The sequence below is a fragment of the Thermostichus sp. MS-CIW-38 genome (assembly GCF_054058415.1).
Window position 1 is genome coordinate 90,665 of record NZ_JBSSAH010000006.1, and the last position, 14,287, is coordinate 104,951.

14 protein-coding genes are annotated in these 14,287 nt (G+C 58.0%); 1 reads left to right on the forward strand and 13 read right to left on the reverse strand.

The window, feature by feature from the left end; all coding sequences use genetic code 11:
• Positions 1-9: 9 nt before the first annotated feature.
• The 12 genes from ACVWXZ_RS03875 to purF form a co-directional block, all read right to left on the reverse strand.
• Positions 10-246 (reverse strand): gas vesicle protein GvpG, encoded by a 237-nt coding sequence (locus ACVWXZ_RS03875; RefSeq protein ID WP_011433717.1) that lies wholly within the window; start codon positions 244-246, stop codon positions 10-12.
• A gap of 189 nt (positions 247-435) precedes the next feature.
• The gene (locus ACVWXZ_RS03880; RefSeq protein ID WP_414342319.1) at positions 436-825 is read right to left on the reverse strand and encodes a hypothetical protein; all 390 of its coding nucleotides are present in this window, start codon (positions 823-825) and stop codon (positions 436-438) included.
• A gap of 341 nt (positions 826-1,166) precedes the next feature.
• On the reverse strand, positions 1,167-2,801 hold the full coding sequence (locus tag ACVWXZ_RS03885) for an AAA family ATPase (protein WP_457406365.1): 1,635 nt from the start codon (positions 2,799-2,801) through the stop codon (positions 1,167-1,169).
• A gap of 45 nt (positions 2,802-2,846) precedes the next feature.
• Complete coding sequence (locus ACVWXZ_RS03890) at positions 2,847-4,049, reverse strand: pentapeptide repeat-containing protein (RefSeq protein ID WP_457482180.1); 1,203 nt, start codon at positions 4,047-4,049, stop codon at positions 2,847-2,849.
• 8 nt (positions 4,050-4,057) lie between these two features.
• Positions 4,058-5,578 carry an Hsp70 family protein gene (locus ACVWXZ_RS03895; RefSeq protein WP_414331083.1) on the reverse strand — a complete coding sequence of 507 codons (1,521 nt, stop codon included), beginning with the start codon at positions 5,576-5,578 and terminating at the stop codon, positions 4,058-4,060.
• Positions 5,579-5,583: 5 nt separating this feature from the next.
• Positions 5,584-6,213, reverse strand: a complete 630-nt coding sequence (locus ACVWXZ_RS03900) for a helix-turn-helix domain-containing protein (protein ID WP_168173627.1) — start codon at positions 6,211-6,213, stop codon at positions 5,584-5,586.
• Between the two features lie 95 nt (positions 6,214-6,308).
• Positions 6,309-6,518, reverse strand: coding sequence for a DUF2997 domain-containing protein (locus tag ACVWXZ_RS03905; RefSeq protein ID WP_099812547.1), 210 nt, complete (start codon positions 6,516-6,518; stop codon positions 6,309-6,311).
• A gap of 9 nt (positions 6,519-6,527) precedes the next feature.
• A complete protein-coding gene (locus tag ACVWXZ_RS03910; protein ID WP_099812548.1) occupies positions 6,528-6,902 on the reverse strand; it encodes a DUF1257 domain-containing protein in 375 nt (124 codons plus the stop codon).
• A gap of 118 nt (positions 6,903-7,020) precedes the next feature.
• Entirely contained in the window at positions 7,021-8,718 is a 1,698-nt protein-coding gene (locus ACVWXZ_RS03915; RefSeq protein ID WP_414402588.1) for a pentapeptide repeat-containing protein, read from the reverse strand.
• 466 nt (positions 8,719-9,184) lie between these two features.
• A complete protein-coding gene (locus ACVWXZ_RS03920) occupies positions 9,185-9,601 on the reverse strand; it encodes a thiol-disulfide oxidoreductase DCC family protein (RefSeq protein WP_457482181.1) in 417 nt (138 codons plus the stop codon).
• Positions 9,602-9,612: 11 nt separating this feature from the next.
• Complete coding sequence (gene def / locus ACVWXZ_RS03925) at positions 9,613-10,137, reverse strand: peptide deformylase (RefSeq protein ID WP_414330398.1); 525 nt, start codon at positions 10,135-10,137, stop codon at positions 9,613-9,615.
• Positions 10,138-10,189: 52 nt separating this feature from the next.
• Complete coding sequence (gene purF / locus ACVWXZ_RS03930; protein ID WP_457482182.1) at positions 10,190-11,818, reverse strand: amidophosphoribosyltransferase; 1,629 nt, start codon at positions 11,816-11,818, stop codon at positions 10,190-10,192.
• Positions 11,819-12,133: 315 nt separating this feature from the next.
• On the opposite strand from purF, the gene ACVWXZ_RS03935 reads away from it, so the two are divergent.
• A complete protein-coding gene (locus tag ACVWXZ_RS03935) occupies positions 12,134-12,823 on the forward strand; it encodes a hypothetical protein (protein ID WP_457482183.1) in 690 nt (229 codons plus the stop codon).
• A 35-nt stretch (positions 12,824-12,858) separates the two neighbouring features.
• On the opposite strand, the gene ACVWXZ_RS03940 is transcribed toward ACVWXZ_RS03935, so the two are convergent.
• A complete protein-coding gene (locus tag ACVWXZ_RS03940) occupies positions 12,859-14,256 on the reverse strand; it encodes an aminotransferase class III-fold pyridoxal phosphate-dependent enzyme (protein WP_457482184.1) in 1,398 nt (465 codons plus the stop codon).
• Between the last annotated feature and the right edge of the window lie 31 nt (positions 14,257-14,287).

Sequence of the window (14,287 nt, forward strand, 5' to 3'; positions counted from 1 at the left end):
GGCAGAACTCTATGCTTCGGCTTCTCCTTCTGCTTGGGTTAAGGCTTCCAGAGCCAATAAAATCTCCTCTTCTCGGCGGGCGTAGGTTTCTTCGTCAATTTCTCCCAAATCTAGCTGAATTTGCAGGGCCGTAAGTTCTTTTTGCAGGTTTTCTTTGCTATCCAGCTGTGCTTCGGCGCGTTCTTGGATCTGCTCTGCTAGCCAAAGCAAACTTTGGGCCGGCCAAGTCAACAATTGCCAAACCATCCCAGGGCCCCTAAAGCAGATGATGAGTCTTCGTAATCCTATCAATTTGGATTCTCAGGTGGCCATTGCCCCGGCCTAGCCGTGAAACTTTTTGTTCCCTTCCTCCCCAAGCTGGAAAGACTGGGACACGCACGAAGCGCCAGGGGAAACACTGGCTATTGGTGCTCAGGCAAGTCCTAGCCGCGAAGACTAATCCTCTCGCTGGTGCTTCTCGATCCACTCCATGAGCTCCCCCTCGGAATGGGTACACAGGCGCTCTCCCGTGATTGGGTCTTGGACAGACCACCAGACCATGCCGCTGCCATCTACCCACTGCCGCACCCGCAGTTCATCGCAGGCCGCCAAGACTGCCTTCAGGCTCTGCCAAAGGTGGCGCAGTCCTCTGAAGAGCGCTGAAGAGAAGGGATCCCTGCCGCCGTACTCGGCTGCCAGCTGCCGCTCTTCTTGTTTCAGCAGCTCCATCAAGCGGGTGTTGTTGGCCGCCCTAGCTGCTTCCAAACGACGGGCCAGGGAGGCTGCTATGTTTTGGCGATGGCGGGCCAGGAGACTTGTCCCCCTCATTTCAGCGATTGCACTCATAAGGCTGCTCTACATACCAGTACCTCTACACGATCAATCCTACCAAAAAATCTGTAGTCAAGGATACGAAAAGTGCAAAACCATCGGTCCTGCACGCTAACGTGCGGGATCCGATCCCAGTGCCCTGCCTGGGAGCTGCCGGAAGTTAATCCAACAAGGGGCCACCTGAGCAGCTCAGATCAATCGGCGGCTTCCCCGGACGGATTTAACGGGGGCTAATCCACAGGCAGCAAATTCAAGCGGAGCGGCAACCGGAGTTTTTCTGCGTCTTGCAGGAAAAAATGCTTGCAAGCCTACTTCCACGGAGCTGCCACAACTCGGAACGAGCCGACCAAAACAGCTTAGGCAGGAGGTGGAGAGGAAAAGGATGGGGGACTATCAACTTCAATGTAGCCTAACCCTCTCTTCTGGACGATGGTCCGTAGCTCCTGAATCAACTTTTGATCTTGGGAAGCGGTACGTGCTCCTGACTCGGCAGCCCATTCTTTCAAGCTTTGAATTTGGTCACGAGCGATGGCAGCTAGAGGAACCGTTTGGCGAATGGCGGTCAGGATATCTTCTTGGGTGAACTCGCGGGGTGGATCCTGATTAAAGGCCATGTGCATGGCATCGTAAATGGTCTGTTCAATTTCCGCCCCGCTGAAATCTTCTGCAGCCATGGCCAGCTCAGTATAGGAGAAGTCTCGTACTCGGTTGGACCGTAGCCGTTGGACATGGACTCGAAAAATCTCTTCCCGCTCCCGTTGGTTGGGCAAATTGACGAAGAAAATTTCGTCAAACCGGCCTTTGCGCAGCAGCTCGGCCGGCAAGATGCGGACATTGTTGGCGGTGGCAACAATAAAAACGGGTTTGGTTTTTTCCTGCATCCAGGTGATCAGGTTGCCGAAGACCCGCTTGCTGGTGCCCGAATCCCCTGAAAACTCGCTGTTGACGCCGCCAAAGGCTTTATCCAACTCATCAATCCACAACACACAAGGGGCCATGGCTTCGGCAATTTGGATCATCTGGCGCACGCGGCTTTCGCTTTCGCCGACGATCCCGCCGAAGAGTCGCCCCACATCCAGCCTGAGCAAGGGCATGCGCCACTCGCGGGCTATGGTTTTGGCACATAGAGACTTGCCGGTGCCCTGGATCCCGGCCAGCAAAATGCCCTTAGGACTAGGCAAGCCATAGGCACGGGCCTGGGCACTAAAACTGTTGCGGCGCTGCCGAATCCAGGCTTTGAGGTTTTCCAGGCCGCCGACATTTTGCAAGGTCTCGGAGGGGTTGTAAAACTCCAGGATTTCCGTCTGGCGGATGTATTGTTTTTTCTCTTCCAGAACAAGGTCAATATCGCCCTCGCTGACCTTGCCCTTGGCGGCTAGGGCGCGGGCCAGGATCCGCTCAATGCGCTGCCGGGTCAGTCCTTGGCAGGCTCGAACCAGTTGTTCCCGCGCCGGGCCGCTTAGCTCCAGTTGACGGGCAGGGATCGCGCGGGTAATGATCCGCTCAATTTCGGCGATGCTGGGCAGGGGAAAATCATAGACCACAATTTCCTCGCGCAGCTCGGCAGGGACAACGGCTTCTTGGCCCAAGAGGATGATGGACTTGCGGCTGTGGCGGCTCTCTCTGGCCAGGGTTTTCAGGTAGCGGATGACGGGGTAATTGTCCGAGCGTTCCGGATTTCTCAGGGTGGGGTTTAGGTCTTTGAGAACACAAATAACCGCCTCGTCCTCTTTGATGGCGCCGATGCGGCCCAGAGCAGGCATCAATTGGCCTTTGTTTTGGCCGTTATCTGACCAGCCGGAGACGATATCCCAGATTAGGAGTTTGCGCTTGGGCTTGAGGGAATCGGCTAGAACTTGCAGGAGCTCCTCTGCCGGGGCTTCTTCGGGAGTAACCAGGTAGATCAAAGGGTAGCGGGCGCGAACCACTAAGTCCAGCAGTGTGAGGATGTCTTGGTGATTGCTGGCAAAGGCGAGATCTGAGGGACTCATGGATCCACTGAGAGCGGCTGTAGGTAGTGTAGCCAAGGGATCAGGCTAGGGATGGATGGCTCCGTCGGGGAGGATGGCCCCTTTCAAGTCGGCGAATTGATCCCAGCCGGGACTTAGTTTTGCGCCCCATAGGTTTGCCCCCTTTAGGTTCGTGCCACCCAGCTTTGCTCCCCTCAGGTCGGCCCCGCTCAGGTTGGCCCCGCTCAGGTTGGCCCCGCTCAGGTTGGCCCCGCTCAGGTCAGCCTCGCTCAGGTTGGCCCCGCTCAGGTTGGCCCCGCTCAGGTTGGCCCCGCTCAGGTTGGCCCCGCTCAGGTTGGCCCCGCTCAGGTCGGCCTCGCTCAGGTTGGCCCCGCCCAGGTCGGCCCAGCTCAGGTCGGCCCTGCTCAGGTCGGCCCCGCTCAGGTTGGCCCCGCTCAGGTTGGCCCCGCTCAGGTTGGCCTGGCTCAGGTTGGCCTGGCTCAGGTTGGCCCCGCTCAGGTCAGCCTCGCTCAGGTTGGCCTGGCTCAGGTCGGCCTCGCTCAGGTCGGCCCAGCTCAGGTTGGCCCCGCTCAGGTTGGCCCCGCTCAGGTCGGCCCAGTTCAGGTTGGCCCTGCTCAGGTTGGCCCCGCTCAGGTCGGCCCTGCTCAGGTCGGCCCCAATCAGGTTGGCCCAGATCAGGTTGGCCTGGCTCAGGTTGGCCCCGCTCAGGTTGGCCTGGCTCAGGTTGGCCCCGCTCAGGTCGGCCCCAATCAGGTTGGCCCCGCTCAGGTTGGCCTGGCTCAGGTTGGCCCCAATCAGGTTGGCCCAGATCAGGTTGGCCTGGCTCAGGTTGGCCTCAATCAGGTCGGCCTCGCTCAGGTTGGCCTGGCTCAGGTTGGCCCAGCTCAGGTTGGCCTCAATCAGGTCGGCCCAGCTCAGGTCGGCCCAGCGGAAATCCCGCTCTCCCGCTTCATACCTTGCTCGGACATCTCCAACCTGTCGGAGGGGAAGTCGATGGGACTTTGCCACCTGCACCTGCTGCGGATCCTTCGATTCCAGCAGCGTCTCCCAAGCCGCAAACTGCACTTCCCAGTTGGGATCATTTCGCAGGGCTTGGATAACAAGCTCGGCCCCTCTGGATCCGTACCTCAGAGCACCCTTGATTGCTTGGATTCTCACCTTGGGATTCGGACTGCCCAGGGCTTGCTCAATGCCCACCAAGCCTCCCATGACCGGATCGGATCCGGCTGGTTGCTGTCCACCCAGAACAGGATCAAAGTTTTCCGCCATCCCTAACCTCAAGTTAACCTTCCAACCACCTGCTGCTGCATAAGGGTCTTTTGAGTTTGCAAATCTACTACCGTTACCCGCAAAGTTCGCCCGGCATCGACGGCAAAGGTGACCTGCAAACGATCCACTCCCACCCGCCCTAGCGGCTTGAGGGGAATGGAAAGCTGGTTGTGGATCCCAAGGGGACGAAAGCTAGAAGCTGCGGTGCTGTTGCGGATCTGCATCCGACCGTCGGGATCGTAAACAACCTCAGTTGCCCCTTCCTCGGCCATCTCACCAACCACCAGGTTGATGTGGCTTTGCCCATTGGCGTTGGCCTGCAAGGGAGGCAGTTCCACCGTGGCAGGATAAGCCGTGCCGCTCTTAAAGAGAGGGAAAAAGTCGGGCGCCTGCAAATAGGGATTCCAGAGCCGCAGGGCATAGGTATGGCGGAGATGATCTTGAAGGCGGGCAAACTGGGTGAAGGCCAGAGCGCCGTGGGCCACTGCCTCAAACGGCTTGTGGTACTTGACCTTGTCGCGGCCAAAGAGGCTAATGACCTGATGCTGCACTCCTGGGATGAGGCTGGTGCCACCCACCAACACCACCTGGTGGATATCTCGTTTAGAGATCCCTTTATTGTGGGCTTTCTCGATGACCTCATCGATGGCTTCTCTCAGCCGCGTCAGCAGGCCGCGCTCTTCCAACAGCTCCTGGAGTTGCTCGCGCTGAAGCGTTAAAGTGTGGGTCTCAAAGGAGTCTTCATCCAGCCAGGCCTCGCTGGCCTGAGAATGGCTGGAGAGGCGGATCTTGAGCCGCTCGGCAACCTCGCACAGAACCTGGAAGCTGCTGGCCGGGACCTGCTGTCGCTTGCGGCCCAACTGCTCCAGCACCCATTCGGCAATCCAGATATCGATATCGACGCCGCCACAGCCATAGGCCCGGTCAGTTTTGGCAATGACCTCAGCTCGGTAAGCAGTGCCCTGCTCTGGCTTCAAGATTTTGACCAAAGAGAGGTCGAGAGTTCCGCCCCCCAAATCGATCACCAAAATCAGGGATCCCGGCTCCTGGATCCCGTAGCCCAAAGCAGCCGCGGTGGACTCGTCGAGGAACACGACCTGTTGGATCCCTAGGGAGCCAAACACCTCTTGCAGGTTGTGCAAATAGCCCTCGTAGGCTCCCACCGGCACGGTCAAGATCACCTTATCGGGCTGCCAGCCCTCTGCCTGGAGTTTGGCAAGAAGCTGCTGCAGAAAGATCCGCGTGGCCTCTTGGGCTGTGTAGGCCTGTCCATCCACATAGGTTGGAGCCGGCTGGAATTGTTGAGAGAGATCCCGCTTAAAGCCTTTGAATAGGCGCTTGGGATCCCGTTTGGCCTGGGCAGGTGCCCCAATCAAAAATTGCTGATTTTGGCCGACAAAGAGAACCGAGGGAATTAGAGGGGGGCTGCCGTCGTAGCGGTGGGTGATCCCTGGTATATCGATTGCAAGGGGTTTTTGGTTTTGGTAGGCACAGACCACCGTATTGGAAGTGCCAAAATCAATAGCCAACGTTGTCATGCTGCCAAGGAAGGTAGAGTGCGACTGACTTTGGCTCGAACTAAAACTTGATCCCTAAGTCGATAGCCCACAAAGCGAACGTAGACCGGCTCTCCCGCCTGGATATCCTCTTCATCGGGCTGGTGGCTTTCTGGGTCATAGGCCACCTGTTGCCACACCTGGCCAATGGTTTCCAACTGCCAGTCTTCCAACAAGTTGCCCAGACAGGTCAGCAAAGCCAAGACTTGCTGCGCGGGGTAATCCGGTCGCCTCTGCACAACCTGCTGCAGGGTAGGATATTGCACCAAAAGAGGCTTGAGCTTTTCCACCAGTTCGGCGCGGATTTGATGGCGCAATTGCCCTTCCTGCTGTTCTAGCTGTTTGTGCAGCCGCTGCAATTCCTGAGCCGTTTCTACAGACTCCGATGCTAGCTCAATTCCGCTAAAATCCTGAATAAGGTTCGGCAAGGGTACTTGCAAAATGCTGGCCGCTCGATTGAGATCGGCTAACTTCAGCTTTTCGGCCTGTCCAGTTCTCAGGGCATTTAGGGCTCCTCGACTCAGTTTGGCCTTTTGTCGAAGCTCTCGCCAGGTTGAGATACCGGCAGCCTGCATGAGATTGCGCAGCAGGGCATCATGACTTTTCATTTCAGAGTTACGACTCCAAAATGGAATCCTAGCCAGAGTCTTTTGGATCCCTTTGGTTAAACCAGACAGGGGATCAAGAAAGGGGTTTGGGGCATTCATAGACGCTCCACCTGACGCTGGACATCTTCTTCTATGACTGGTACCTGGTCATATTCAGGCAACAGTTCCCTTTTTTGAACTGTGCCCAATGCCCTTTCTATTTCCTCAGTTAGTTCAAGGCAGCCCTTGCCTTTGACATTGAGCACGCGCTCAATCACGTTGCCATCTTTGTCGATGATGTATTCAACCTGTTGATATTCCGCCATAATGCCTCCTCAAGCCCAGCGCCCCAACACAATCCTGATCTGCCCTTTTTCATCCACAGATTCCGACTCTACCGTAAATCCCTTCTCCGCGGCCGTCGCAAGAAGCTGCTCGCGGGTATAGGCTTGGCGGATTGGCGCTAAGAAAGCCTCAGCGCTGACTCCCGTTCCCCAAAAGTCGGCAATCATCTCCAGGCTGTCCCCCCGTTGGCGAAAGCCAATGTCGTAGCCGTTGCTGCGCCTAACCACCAGATCTGCCTGGACACGGTTCCCTCCATACCCCCGGACATAAGTGTTTTCCAAGACCTCGTGACCTTGGGCAACCAAAGCGCCTTTCAGGATCTCTTTATTTTTGAACTGAACCTTGATGCTGGTGAAGTGCGACACTGTGGGGATTCTCCTCAGAAGAACATGCTTTATCCTAGAGCAGTCCTCTTGGCTTGAAAAGTTTTGCTAGGGCACAAAGCCGCGTGGCCCTAACCAAAGAAATTGAGGGAGCCAACCATTAGTTTCCCTTGGCTAGAGGATGCCGGTGGGGATCCGAGGTAGCAGGAGGAAGCAGGCGAGGGACATCGCGGTAACCAAACCAGACGCTCGCCAAACTTTTGAACCAAAGGGAGAGCCAGGTCAACTTCCACTGAAAATCAAGTCTTGCGCCCTGGAGATTTGCGCCTCCTACCTTGGCATGGTCTAGGTTGGATCCTTCCAGGCTGGTGTAGCTTAGGTCGGCCCAACTGAGATTGGATCCGCTGAGGTTGGCCCGGCTGAGGTCAGCCCCCCTCAGTCCGGTTCCAACTAGGCTGGCTCCCCTCAAGTTTGCACCGACCAGTTTCGCCCCGCTCAGGTTAGTCCAGTTCAGGTTGGCGCCGCTCAGGTCAGCTCCACTCAAGTTTCTCTTGGAGGCGTGACCGTTGACGATCTCCCACACCAGCCGCCACTTGGCCTCGATCTGGGTTTCAGGAGAAAGGATCACTCGTTGCAGATTGGCCAGCTCCAGATTTGCCCCTCTCAGGTCGGCGCCGCTTAGGTTGGCTCTGCCCAGATAAGCCCTACTGAGCTGGGTTCCACTGAGATCGGCTTGGGTTAGGTTGGCCCCACCCAGCTTGGCCCTCTTCAGATTGGCTCCACCTAGGTTGGCCTCGCTCAGATCTGCCCCAATCAAGTAAGCCCGGCTTAGGTTGGCTCCGCTGAGCCTTACCCCCCTGAGGTCTGCCTGGCTAAGGTTGGCCTTTCTCAAGTCCGCCTCTCTCAAGTCCGTCCGGCTCAGCTCCTGCGAATGGGCGCAAGCATGGAGAATAATTAACCACCAGCGACTCTCCGGGCTGTCCTCTGCAGAAATCACCGCCCCTCTCAAGATAGGCAAGTTTAGGCTTGTCTTGCCCAGTTTGGCTTCGCCGAGGTCGGCCCCGATGAGGCTAGCCCCCCTTAGATCTGCGCCGTTCAGTTTAGCCCGCCTCAGCCTGGCTCCGATGAGCTTGGCCTGTGTCAACTTGGCCCCCACGAGTTTAGCCTTGGCTAGTTCGGTCTTGATCAAGCTGGCGCCACTGAGGTTGGCAGCGCTTAGGTCTGCGCCGCTGAGATCTGCTTGGTTTAGATTGGCCCCCCTCAGATCCGCCTGGCTCAGATTGGCTTTGCTCAACTCTGCCCACTTTAAGTCTGCGCCGCAGAGGTTAGCCCCTCTCAGGTCGGCTCCCACCAAGTTCACGCCGGTGAGGTTGAGCCCGCTCAGATTTGCCCAGCTCAAGTTCGCCCCGCTCAAGTCTGCCTGAGCTAGATTTTTCCCCTGGGCGTGGCCGTTGACAATTTCCCAGATCAGTTGCCACTTGCGGTCAATTTGCGTTTCGCGGGAAATGACGACCCACTTCAAGTTGGCGTCTGCTAGATTGGCTCCCCGCAGGTTGGCCCCAATGAGATTGGCCCCCATCAAGTTGGCTCCGCTTAAGTCGGCTCCCCTCAAGTCTGCACCACTGAGGTCTGCCTGACTGAGGTTGGCTCCAACCAGGCTGGCGTGGCTTAGATTGACCTGGCCCAGTCTCGCTCGACTCAAGCTGGCCCCGCTTAAGTCCACCCCCCTTAGGTTTAGCCCGCTGAGGTTGGCCCTCCTCAGATCTGCCCAGCGAAAGTCCCGCTCGCCGGCTCTATATCGTTCTCGGATGTCTCCAACCGGACGCAGGGGAACTTGATAGGTTTTTGCTACTTGCACCAGTTGAGGTATGCCAGAGCTTAGTAAGGTCTTCCAAACTGCAAACTGCACCTGCCAATCCAGATGCTGCTGCGTTGTCTGTAGAAGAATCTTTCTGCTTTTTTCACCAAAGCTTCCAACAGTCCCGTTTCCCCCATAAGGATGGCCACTCCTAAGGACTAGCTGAACGGCTCCTGAACTGCCGGCAACTCCTTCAGCTTTAGTCTTTCCATATCCAGTTGTAGCCACAGCCCACTCCCTGTCGGCTAACTTCGTTTCTATTTTTACTTTGGCCCTGGATAAAGACAAGGTCAGACTTGGGGAGTTCTCACCGGGAAGGTATTCTTCGATATACTAATATTTCGATATGCTAATATGTTCAACTTCAACCTTTCAAACGTGCCAGCTTTGAGGATAGGAATTCAAACTTGGCAAAGGGATCCCTTGGGCCAGGCAGATAAGTATTGCAGTTTACAGAAAAAGAGCTTCAGTCCTTTTCTGCCAAGGGATCCCGGCAGCGCTCACAGACAGCCGGTAGATAAAGGGTGTCACGGCGGCCAAACCACTCGTAGCGGTGATCCCGGATCTGGGCATAGCTCCAGTCTCCCAAAAGCTTGAGGCCGGGAAGGTTGTGGTAGAGGGCCAGCCACAGGGATCCGCTGGGCAAGAGGGCGGCAATTTGTTCAATGGCGGCGGATCCCTGCCAGCGGCGCTCTGGGTGCTCCAGATCGATGAGAATCATCCCCAGCTCCACCTGCTCCGGTGGGATCCCCCATTGGGCCAGGGTAGAAGCATCTTGCATGGGGGCATAGCAAAACTGCCGTCCGCGATCCAGTTGCTCCAAGAGCTGAACGCCGGTGGCACAGAGGTTGCAGAGGCCGTCGTAGATAACCATGTAGGGCATGGTGGGATCCCTCAAGCGGGCTGACCCAAAATCTGTGCTTGGTACTGGGCTTCGGTAAGCAGTTGCCGAGGCTGCCGCTGCAGGAACACCCGACCCATCAGGTGATCGTATTCGTGCTGAAAGATCCGCGCCGGAAAATCCTGCCAGACCACCCTTTGCTGAACGCCTTCTGGAGTGTAATACTCCACCTCCACTTCGCGGGCGCGGGCCACCAGACCACGGCAATTGGGCACACTCAAGCAGCCTTCCCAACCCAGCACCTGGTCAGAACTGCAAGCCAGCAGACGGGGGTTAACCATCACCAGAGGCTGCATTTGCGGCGCTTCCGGGTAGCGGGGATTGGGACGAGAGGCCACGATCAGCACTTGGAGCAGGGATCCCACCTGAGGAGCAGCCAAGCCCACCCCCTGCGCCTCTTTCAGGGTAGCCAGCATGCCTTCTATGAGATCTTGCAAGGCCGGCGTTTTGAACTCCGTCACCGGCTCGGCCACTTGCGTCAGGATGGGATCCCCCAATTGGCGTAGGCGAAAAGTCATGGCTTGCCCCAAGCAATTCTTCTTCTCAGTCTAGCGGGGATCCCTGAGCAGCCTAGCGGCTCTTGCCAGTAGCCACCAGTTCCAGGGCCAGCTTGGAGCGCTTCAGCCCTTCCGGGATGGGGATGGGGTAGTGGCCGGTAAAGCAAGCGGAGCAGAACGAGTTGGGATCCCGGCCCGTGGCAGCCAGCATGCCTTCCCAGCTCAGGTAGGCCAAAGAATCCACTCCAATCTTCTCGGCGATTTCCTCTACGGAATGCTTGGCGGCAATCAATTGATCCTGGCTATCGGTATCGATGCCGTAGAAGCAGGGATGGGTGACCGGGGGGCTGGAAATGCGCATGTGGACCTGGGTAGCCCCCGCCTGGCGCAGGGCCTTGACGATTTTCTGGCTGGTGGTGCCCCGCACAATTGAGTCGTCCACAATAACAATCCGCTTCCCCCCCAGCACATCCTCCAGGGGGTTCAGCTTCATGCGAATGCCCCGCTCCCGCATGGATTGGGTGGGCTGAATAAAGGTGCGGCCCACGTAGCGATTTTTGATCAGCCCTTCGGTGTAAGGGATCCCCGACTGGCGAGCATAGCCAATGGCCGCCGGCGTGCCGGAATCGGGAACGGAGATCACCCAGTCGGCCTCTGCCGGAGCCTCCTTGGCCAGTTGTTCTCCCAGCCGCACCCGGTAGGAGTAGAGGCTTTCCCCGTGCATCCAACTGTCTGGGCGGGCGAAGTAGATCATCTCGAAGATGCACAACTTGGGGGTGGCCTCCGCCCAACGCACCGATTGCAGCCCCTGACGGCTGATCCATACCAACTCTCCCGGCTCCACCTGCCGCAGAGGATCGGCCCCGATGATATCCAAAGCACAGGTTTCTGAAGCCAACACGTAATGCAGCGGCTCGGCCTCGGGGTGGCTGAGGGTGCCGTCGCTGCAGATGATCTCCAGCATCTCTGACTGCAGCAGCTCATCCAGAGCGGGGTTGCTGCTCAAAAGCCCCAACACCAGCGGACGCACCCCATAGGGATCCCGTGCCCCGATCAGGCCCTCTGGCGTGCCGATCACCAGACTAAAAGCCCCCTGACAGCGGCGCAAAGCTTGGCAAGTGGCCGCGATCCAATCTTGACCTTGGTTCACCGCCTGGGCAATGGCGTGGGCAATACACTCGGAGTCGGTGCTGCTGGTTAGGTGCCGGTCGGCGGCCTCCAGTTCCTTCCGCAGCTCTTCCGCATTGACCAAATTGCCGTTGTGGGCCAGAGCCAGCGGCCCCAGGCGAGTCTCCACGATCACCGGCTGAGCATTGGCCACGCGGCTGGATCCAGTGGTGGAGTAGCGGGTGTGACCAACCGCCAGATCCCCGGTCAGTTGGGCCAAGTTCACTTCATCGAAGACCTGGGAGACCAAGCCCATCGCCTTGTGAACCCGGCAAAAGGATCCCTCAAAAGTGGCGATCCCTGCCGATTCTTGACCACGATGCTGCAAGGCAAATAGGCCAAAGTAGGCCAGCTTGGCCACCTCCTCTCCTGGGGCCAGAATGCCAAACACTCCGCAAGCTTCCTGCGGCCCTTCCTGGGCACACTCTGTCCCGCGGACGTCCTTTGAACGGTGCGGAGCCTCAACGCCAACGGCAGTCTGCCCCTCTGCTTCTCCACAGCCAGAAGATGGTTCTGCTCCCGCCCTTGCTGCCATGGATCCCCTCTTGCTGTCACGCCTACCAGTCTAACTCGGCCCAGGTCGTTCCCCTCTGTCTAGCTTCACCCCCGAAGGAGATTCCACAGATGGGGTTTGCAAAAAACTAATGCTCTATCTATAGTGTTAGCAGCGTGTGAGACGCTCCTGCTTTTGCGGCTGAGGAAGCAGGTTGGCCGGGTTTTTGAGTTGAATGCCACCGAAGCTCGGCTCTCCTAGAACCGGCAAGATCCCATAGCTTTGCGTTGTGAGGAGTCAAAGCCCATGAGACAGCAGCCCCATAGGTTCCGTCAGAGCTGGACGTTAGCAGCCCCTGTGATCAAAACCAGTGTGGCCGCTCTTCTGTCGTTGTCACTGGTGGCCTGCCAGGAAGATGCCCGCGAACAGCCTGCGGTTACCATCACGCCGATCTCGGTGGTGGCCCCAACGCCCACTCCTTTCGTCATCCCCAGTCCTGTCCCTACGCCGCTGCTCACCCCAACCCCCACTTCCACTCCCCTCTTTAATCCTTTCCCCACTCCCAGCCCCTCTCCCACCGCTTCCTTTGCGGCAGAGCCGCCTTCGATTGCCGTGGTGTCGCTGACGGACGCGCGACAGACAGTACCCTTCAACGTGCTGGTGGCCGTTACGACTCCTGCGGGTTTGGGGGCCGGCATCAGTTTCCGGGTGGAAATCCGGCAAAGCCCCCTCACCCTCACCTTTGATTTCACTGCCGCTGCCGTCGGCTGTCAGCCCAACAGCAGAGCCTGCATTGGCACCATCCCCATCACCATTCCCACTTCTGCTCCCACCGGGGATTATGAGGTGACGGCAATGGTGGCGGATACCCAGGGCCGAATCGCTTCGGCCAAAGCTCCCTTGCGGGTGTTGCCCGCGCCCAGTCCCTCCCCCTCGCCAACGCCGACCGGCACCCCTAATCCTTTTCCTTCGGTGTCGCCTTCGCCTAGCCCCAGTCCCTCTCCCCGTCCCAGTCCTTCGCCGACGCCCAGCCCGAGAAGCTCCTAACTCCCTCGATCCGTTTCTCCTGTCGATGCTCAGGGCTAAGGTAGCTCTTGAAGAACTTGCTTCAAAGTGGTGACTAAGCGTTCAATGTGGGTTTCCTGGATAATCAAAGGTGGGGAGAGAGCGATGATATCGCCTGTGGTGCGAATCAATACCCCCCGCTCGTAGCAGCGCAAAAACGCTTCAAAAGCCCGCGCTGTCGGTCGGCCAGGGATCCCTTCCAATTCAATTGCCCCCACCAAGCCGAGGTTGCGCACATCGATGACATGAGGCAAGCCCCGTAGGGAATGGAGAGCCTCCTCCCAGAGGGGAGCGAGGTTGGCAGCCCGCTCGAACAAGCCTTCTTCTCGATACAGGTTCAGGGTAGCCAAGCCGGCGGCACTGGCAACTGGGTGGCCGGAGTAGGTGTAGCCGTGGAAAAACTCGATGGGGCTCCAGGACAGCGTCCTGCTGTTGTCCCCTGGACGGTGCAGGTCATCAGCGGAACCAGCAGCCTCCATGAAGGCGCTGTAGATCTCTTGCTTGACGATCACTGCGCCCATCGGGATGGTGCCATTGGTGAGGCCCTTGGCACAGCAAATCAGATCCGGCACCACCCCAAAGTAATTGGCCGCAAAAGGGGATCCCAGACGCCCAAAGCCGGTGATCACCTCGTCGAAGATGAGGAGAATGCCGTATTTGTCGCAAATGGCCCGCAGCTTTTCCAAATAGCCCACCGGCGGCAGCAACACCCCCGTTGAACCGGCAACCGGCTCTACGATCACCGCTGCAATCGTGCTGGCATCGTGGAGAGCGACGATCCGCTCCAAGTCTTCTGCCAAGTGGGATCCCCAGCGAGGCAGGCCGCGGCTAAAGGCGTTTTGCTCCAGGTTGTGGGTGTGGGGTAGGTGGTCTACGCCGGGAATGAGGCTGCCGAAAAACTTGCGGTTGTTGGAGATGCCCCCGACCGAGATGCCCCCAAAGCCAACGCCGTGGTAGCCCCGTTCCCGGCCAATCAGCCGCTGCCGGGATCCCTGTCCGCGTAAGCGATGGTAGGCGATGGCCATTTTCAGGGCCGTATCCACCGCCTCAGAGCCAGAGTTGGTGAAAAAAACGTGATCCAGTCCGGCAGGAGTGAGCTGGATGAGCTGCTCTGCCAGTTGAAAGGCTTTGGGATGGCCCATTTGAAAAGCTGGGGCGTAGTCCAGTTGGGCCACCTGCTGTTGGATTGCTTCCACAATCGGGGGACGACAGTGGCCAGCATTCACACACCACAGCCCGGCAGTCCCATCTAGGATTTGGCGGCCATCGTGGCTGGTGTAGTACATGTCTCGGGCGGCAACCAACAGGCGCGGGTTGGCTTTAAATTGCCGATTGGCCGTAAAGGGCATCCAAAAAGGCTCCAGATTCAGCTCCGCTTGCAGGGCGACGGCTGCTTTCTCCAGGGTTTCTTGCATGGCTGGCCCTCCGGCAGTAGACGAGATTTCA

Bases quoted from the DNA above. Each gene is read 5' to 3' on its own strand.
- ACVWXZ_RS03880 (WP_414342319.1), bottom strand. From the start codon at position 825: ATGAGTGCAATCGCTGAAATGAGGGGGACAAGTCTCCTGGCCCGCCAT.
- ACVWXZ_RS03885 (WP_457406365.1), bottom strand. From the start codon at position 2,801: ATGAGTCCCTCAGATCTCGCCTTTGCCAGCAATCACCAAGACATCCTC.
- ACVWXZ_RS03900 (WP_168173627.1), bottom strand. From the start codon at position 6,213: ATGAAAAGTCATGATGCCCTGCTGCGCAATCTCATGCAGGCTGCCGGT.
- ACVWXZ_RS03920 (WP_457482181.1), bottom strand. From the start codon at position 9,601: ATGCCCTACATGGTTATCTACGACGGCCTCTGCAACCTCTGTGCCACC.
- ACVWXZ_RS03940 (WP_457482184.1), bottom strand. From the start codon at position 14,256: ATGCAAGAAACCCTGGAGAAAGCAGCCGTCGCCCTGCAAGCGGAGCTG.
- purF (WP_457482182.1), bottom strand. From the start codon at position 11,818: ATGGCAGCAAGGGCGGGAGCAGAACCATCTTCTGGCTGTGGAGAAGCA.
- ACVWXZ_RS03890 (WP_457482180.1), bottom strand. From the start codon at position 4,049: ATGGCGGAAAACTTTGATCCTGTTCTGGGTGGACAGCAACCAGCCGGA.
- def (WP_414330398.1), bottom strand. From the start codon at position 10,137: ATGACTTTTCGCCTACGCCAATTGGGGGATCCCATCCTGACGCAAGTG.
- ACVWXZ_RS03875 (WP_011433717.1), bottom strand. From the start codon at position 246: ATGGTTTGGCAATTGTTGACTTGGCCGGCCCAAAGTTTGCTTTGGCTA.
- ACVWXZ_RS03905 (WP_099812547.1), bottom strand. From the start codon at position 6,518: ATGGCGGAATATCAACAGGTTGAATACATCATCGACAAAGATGGCAAC.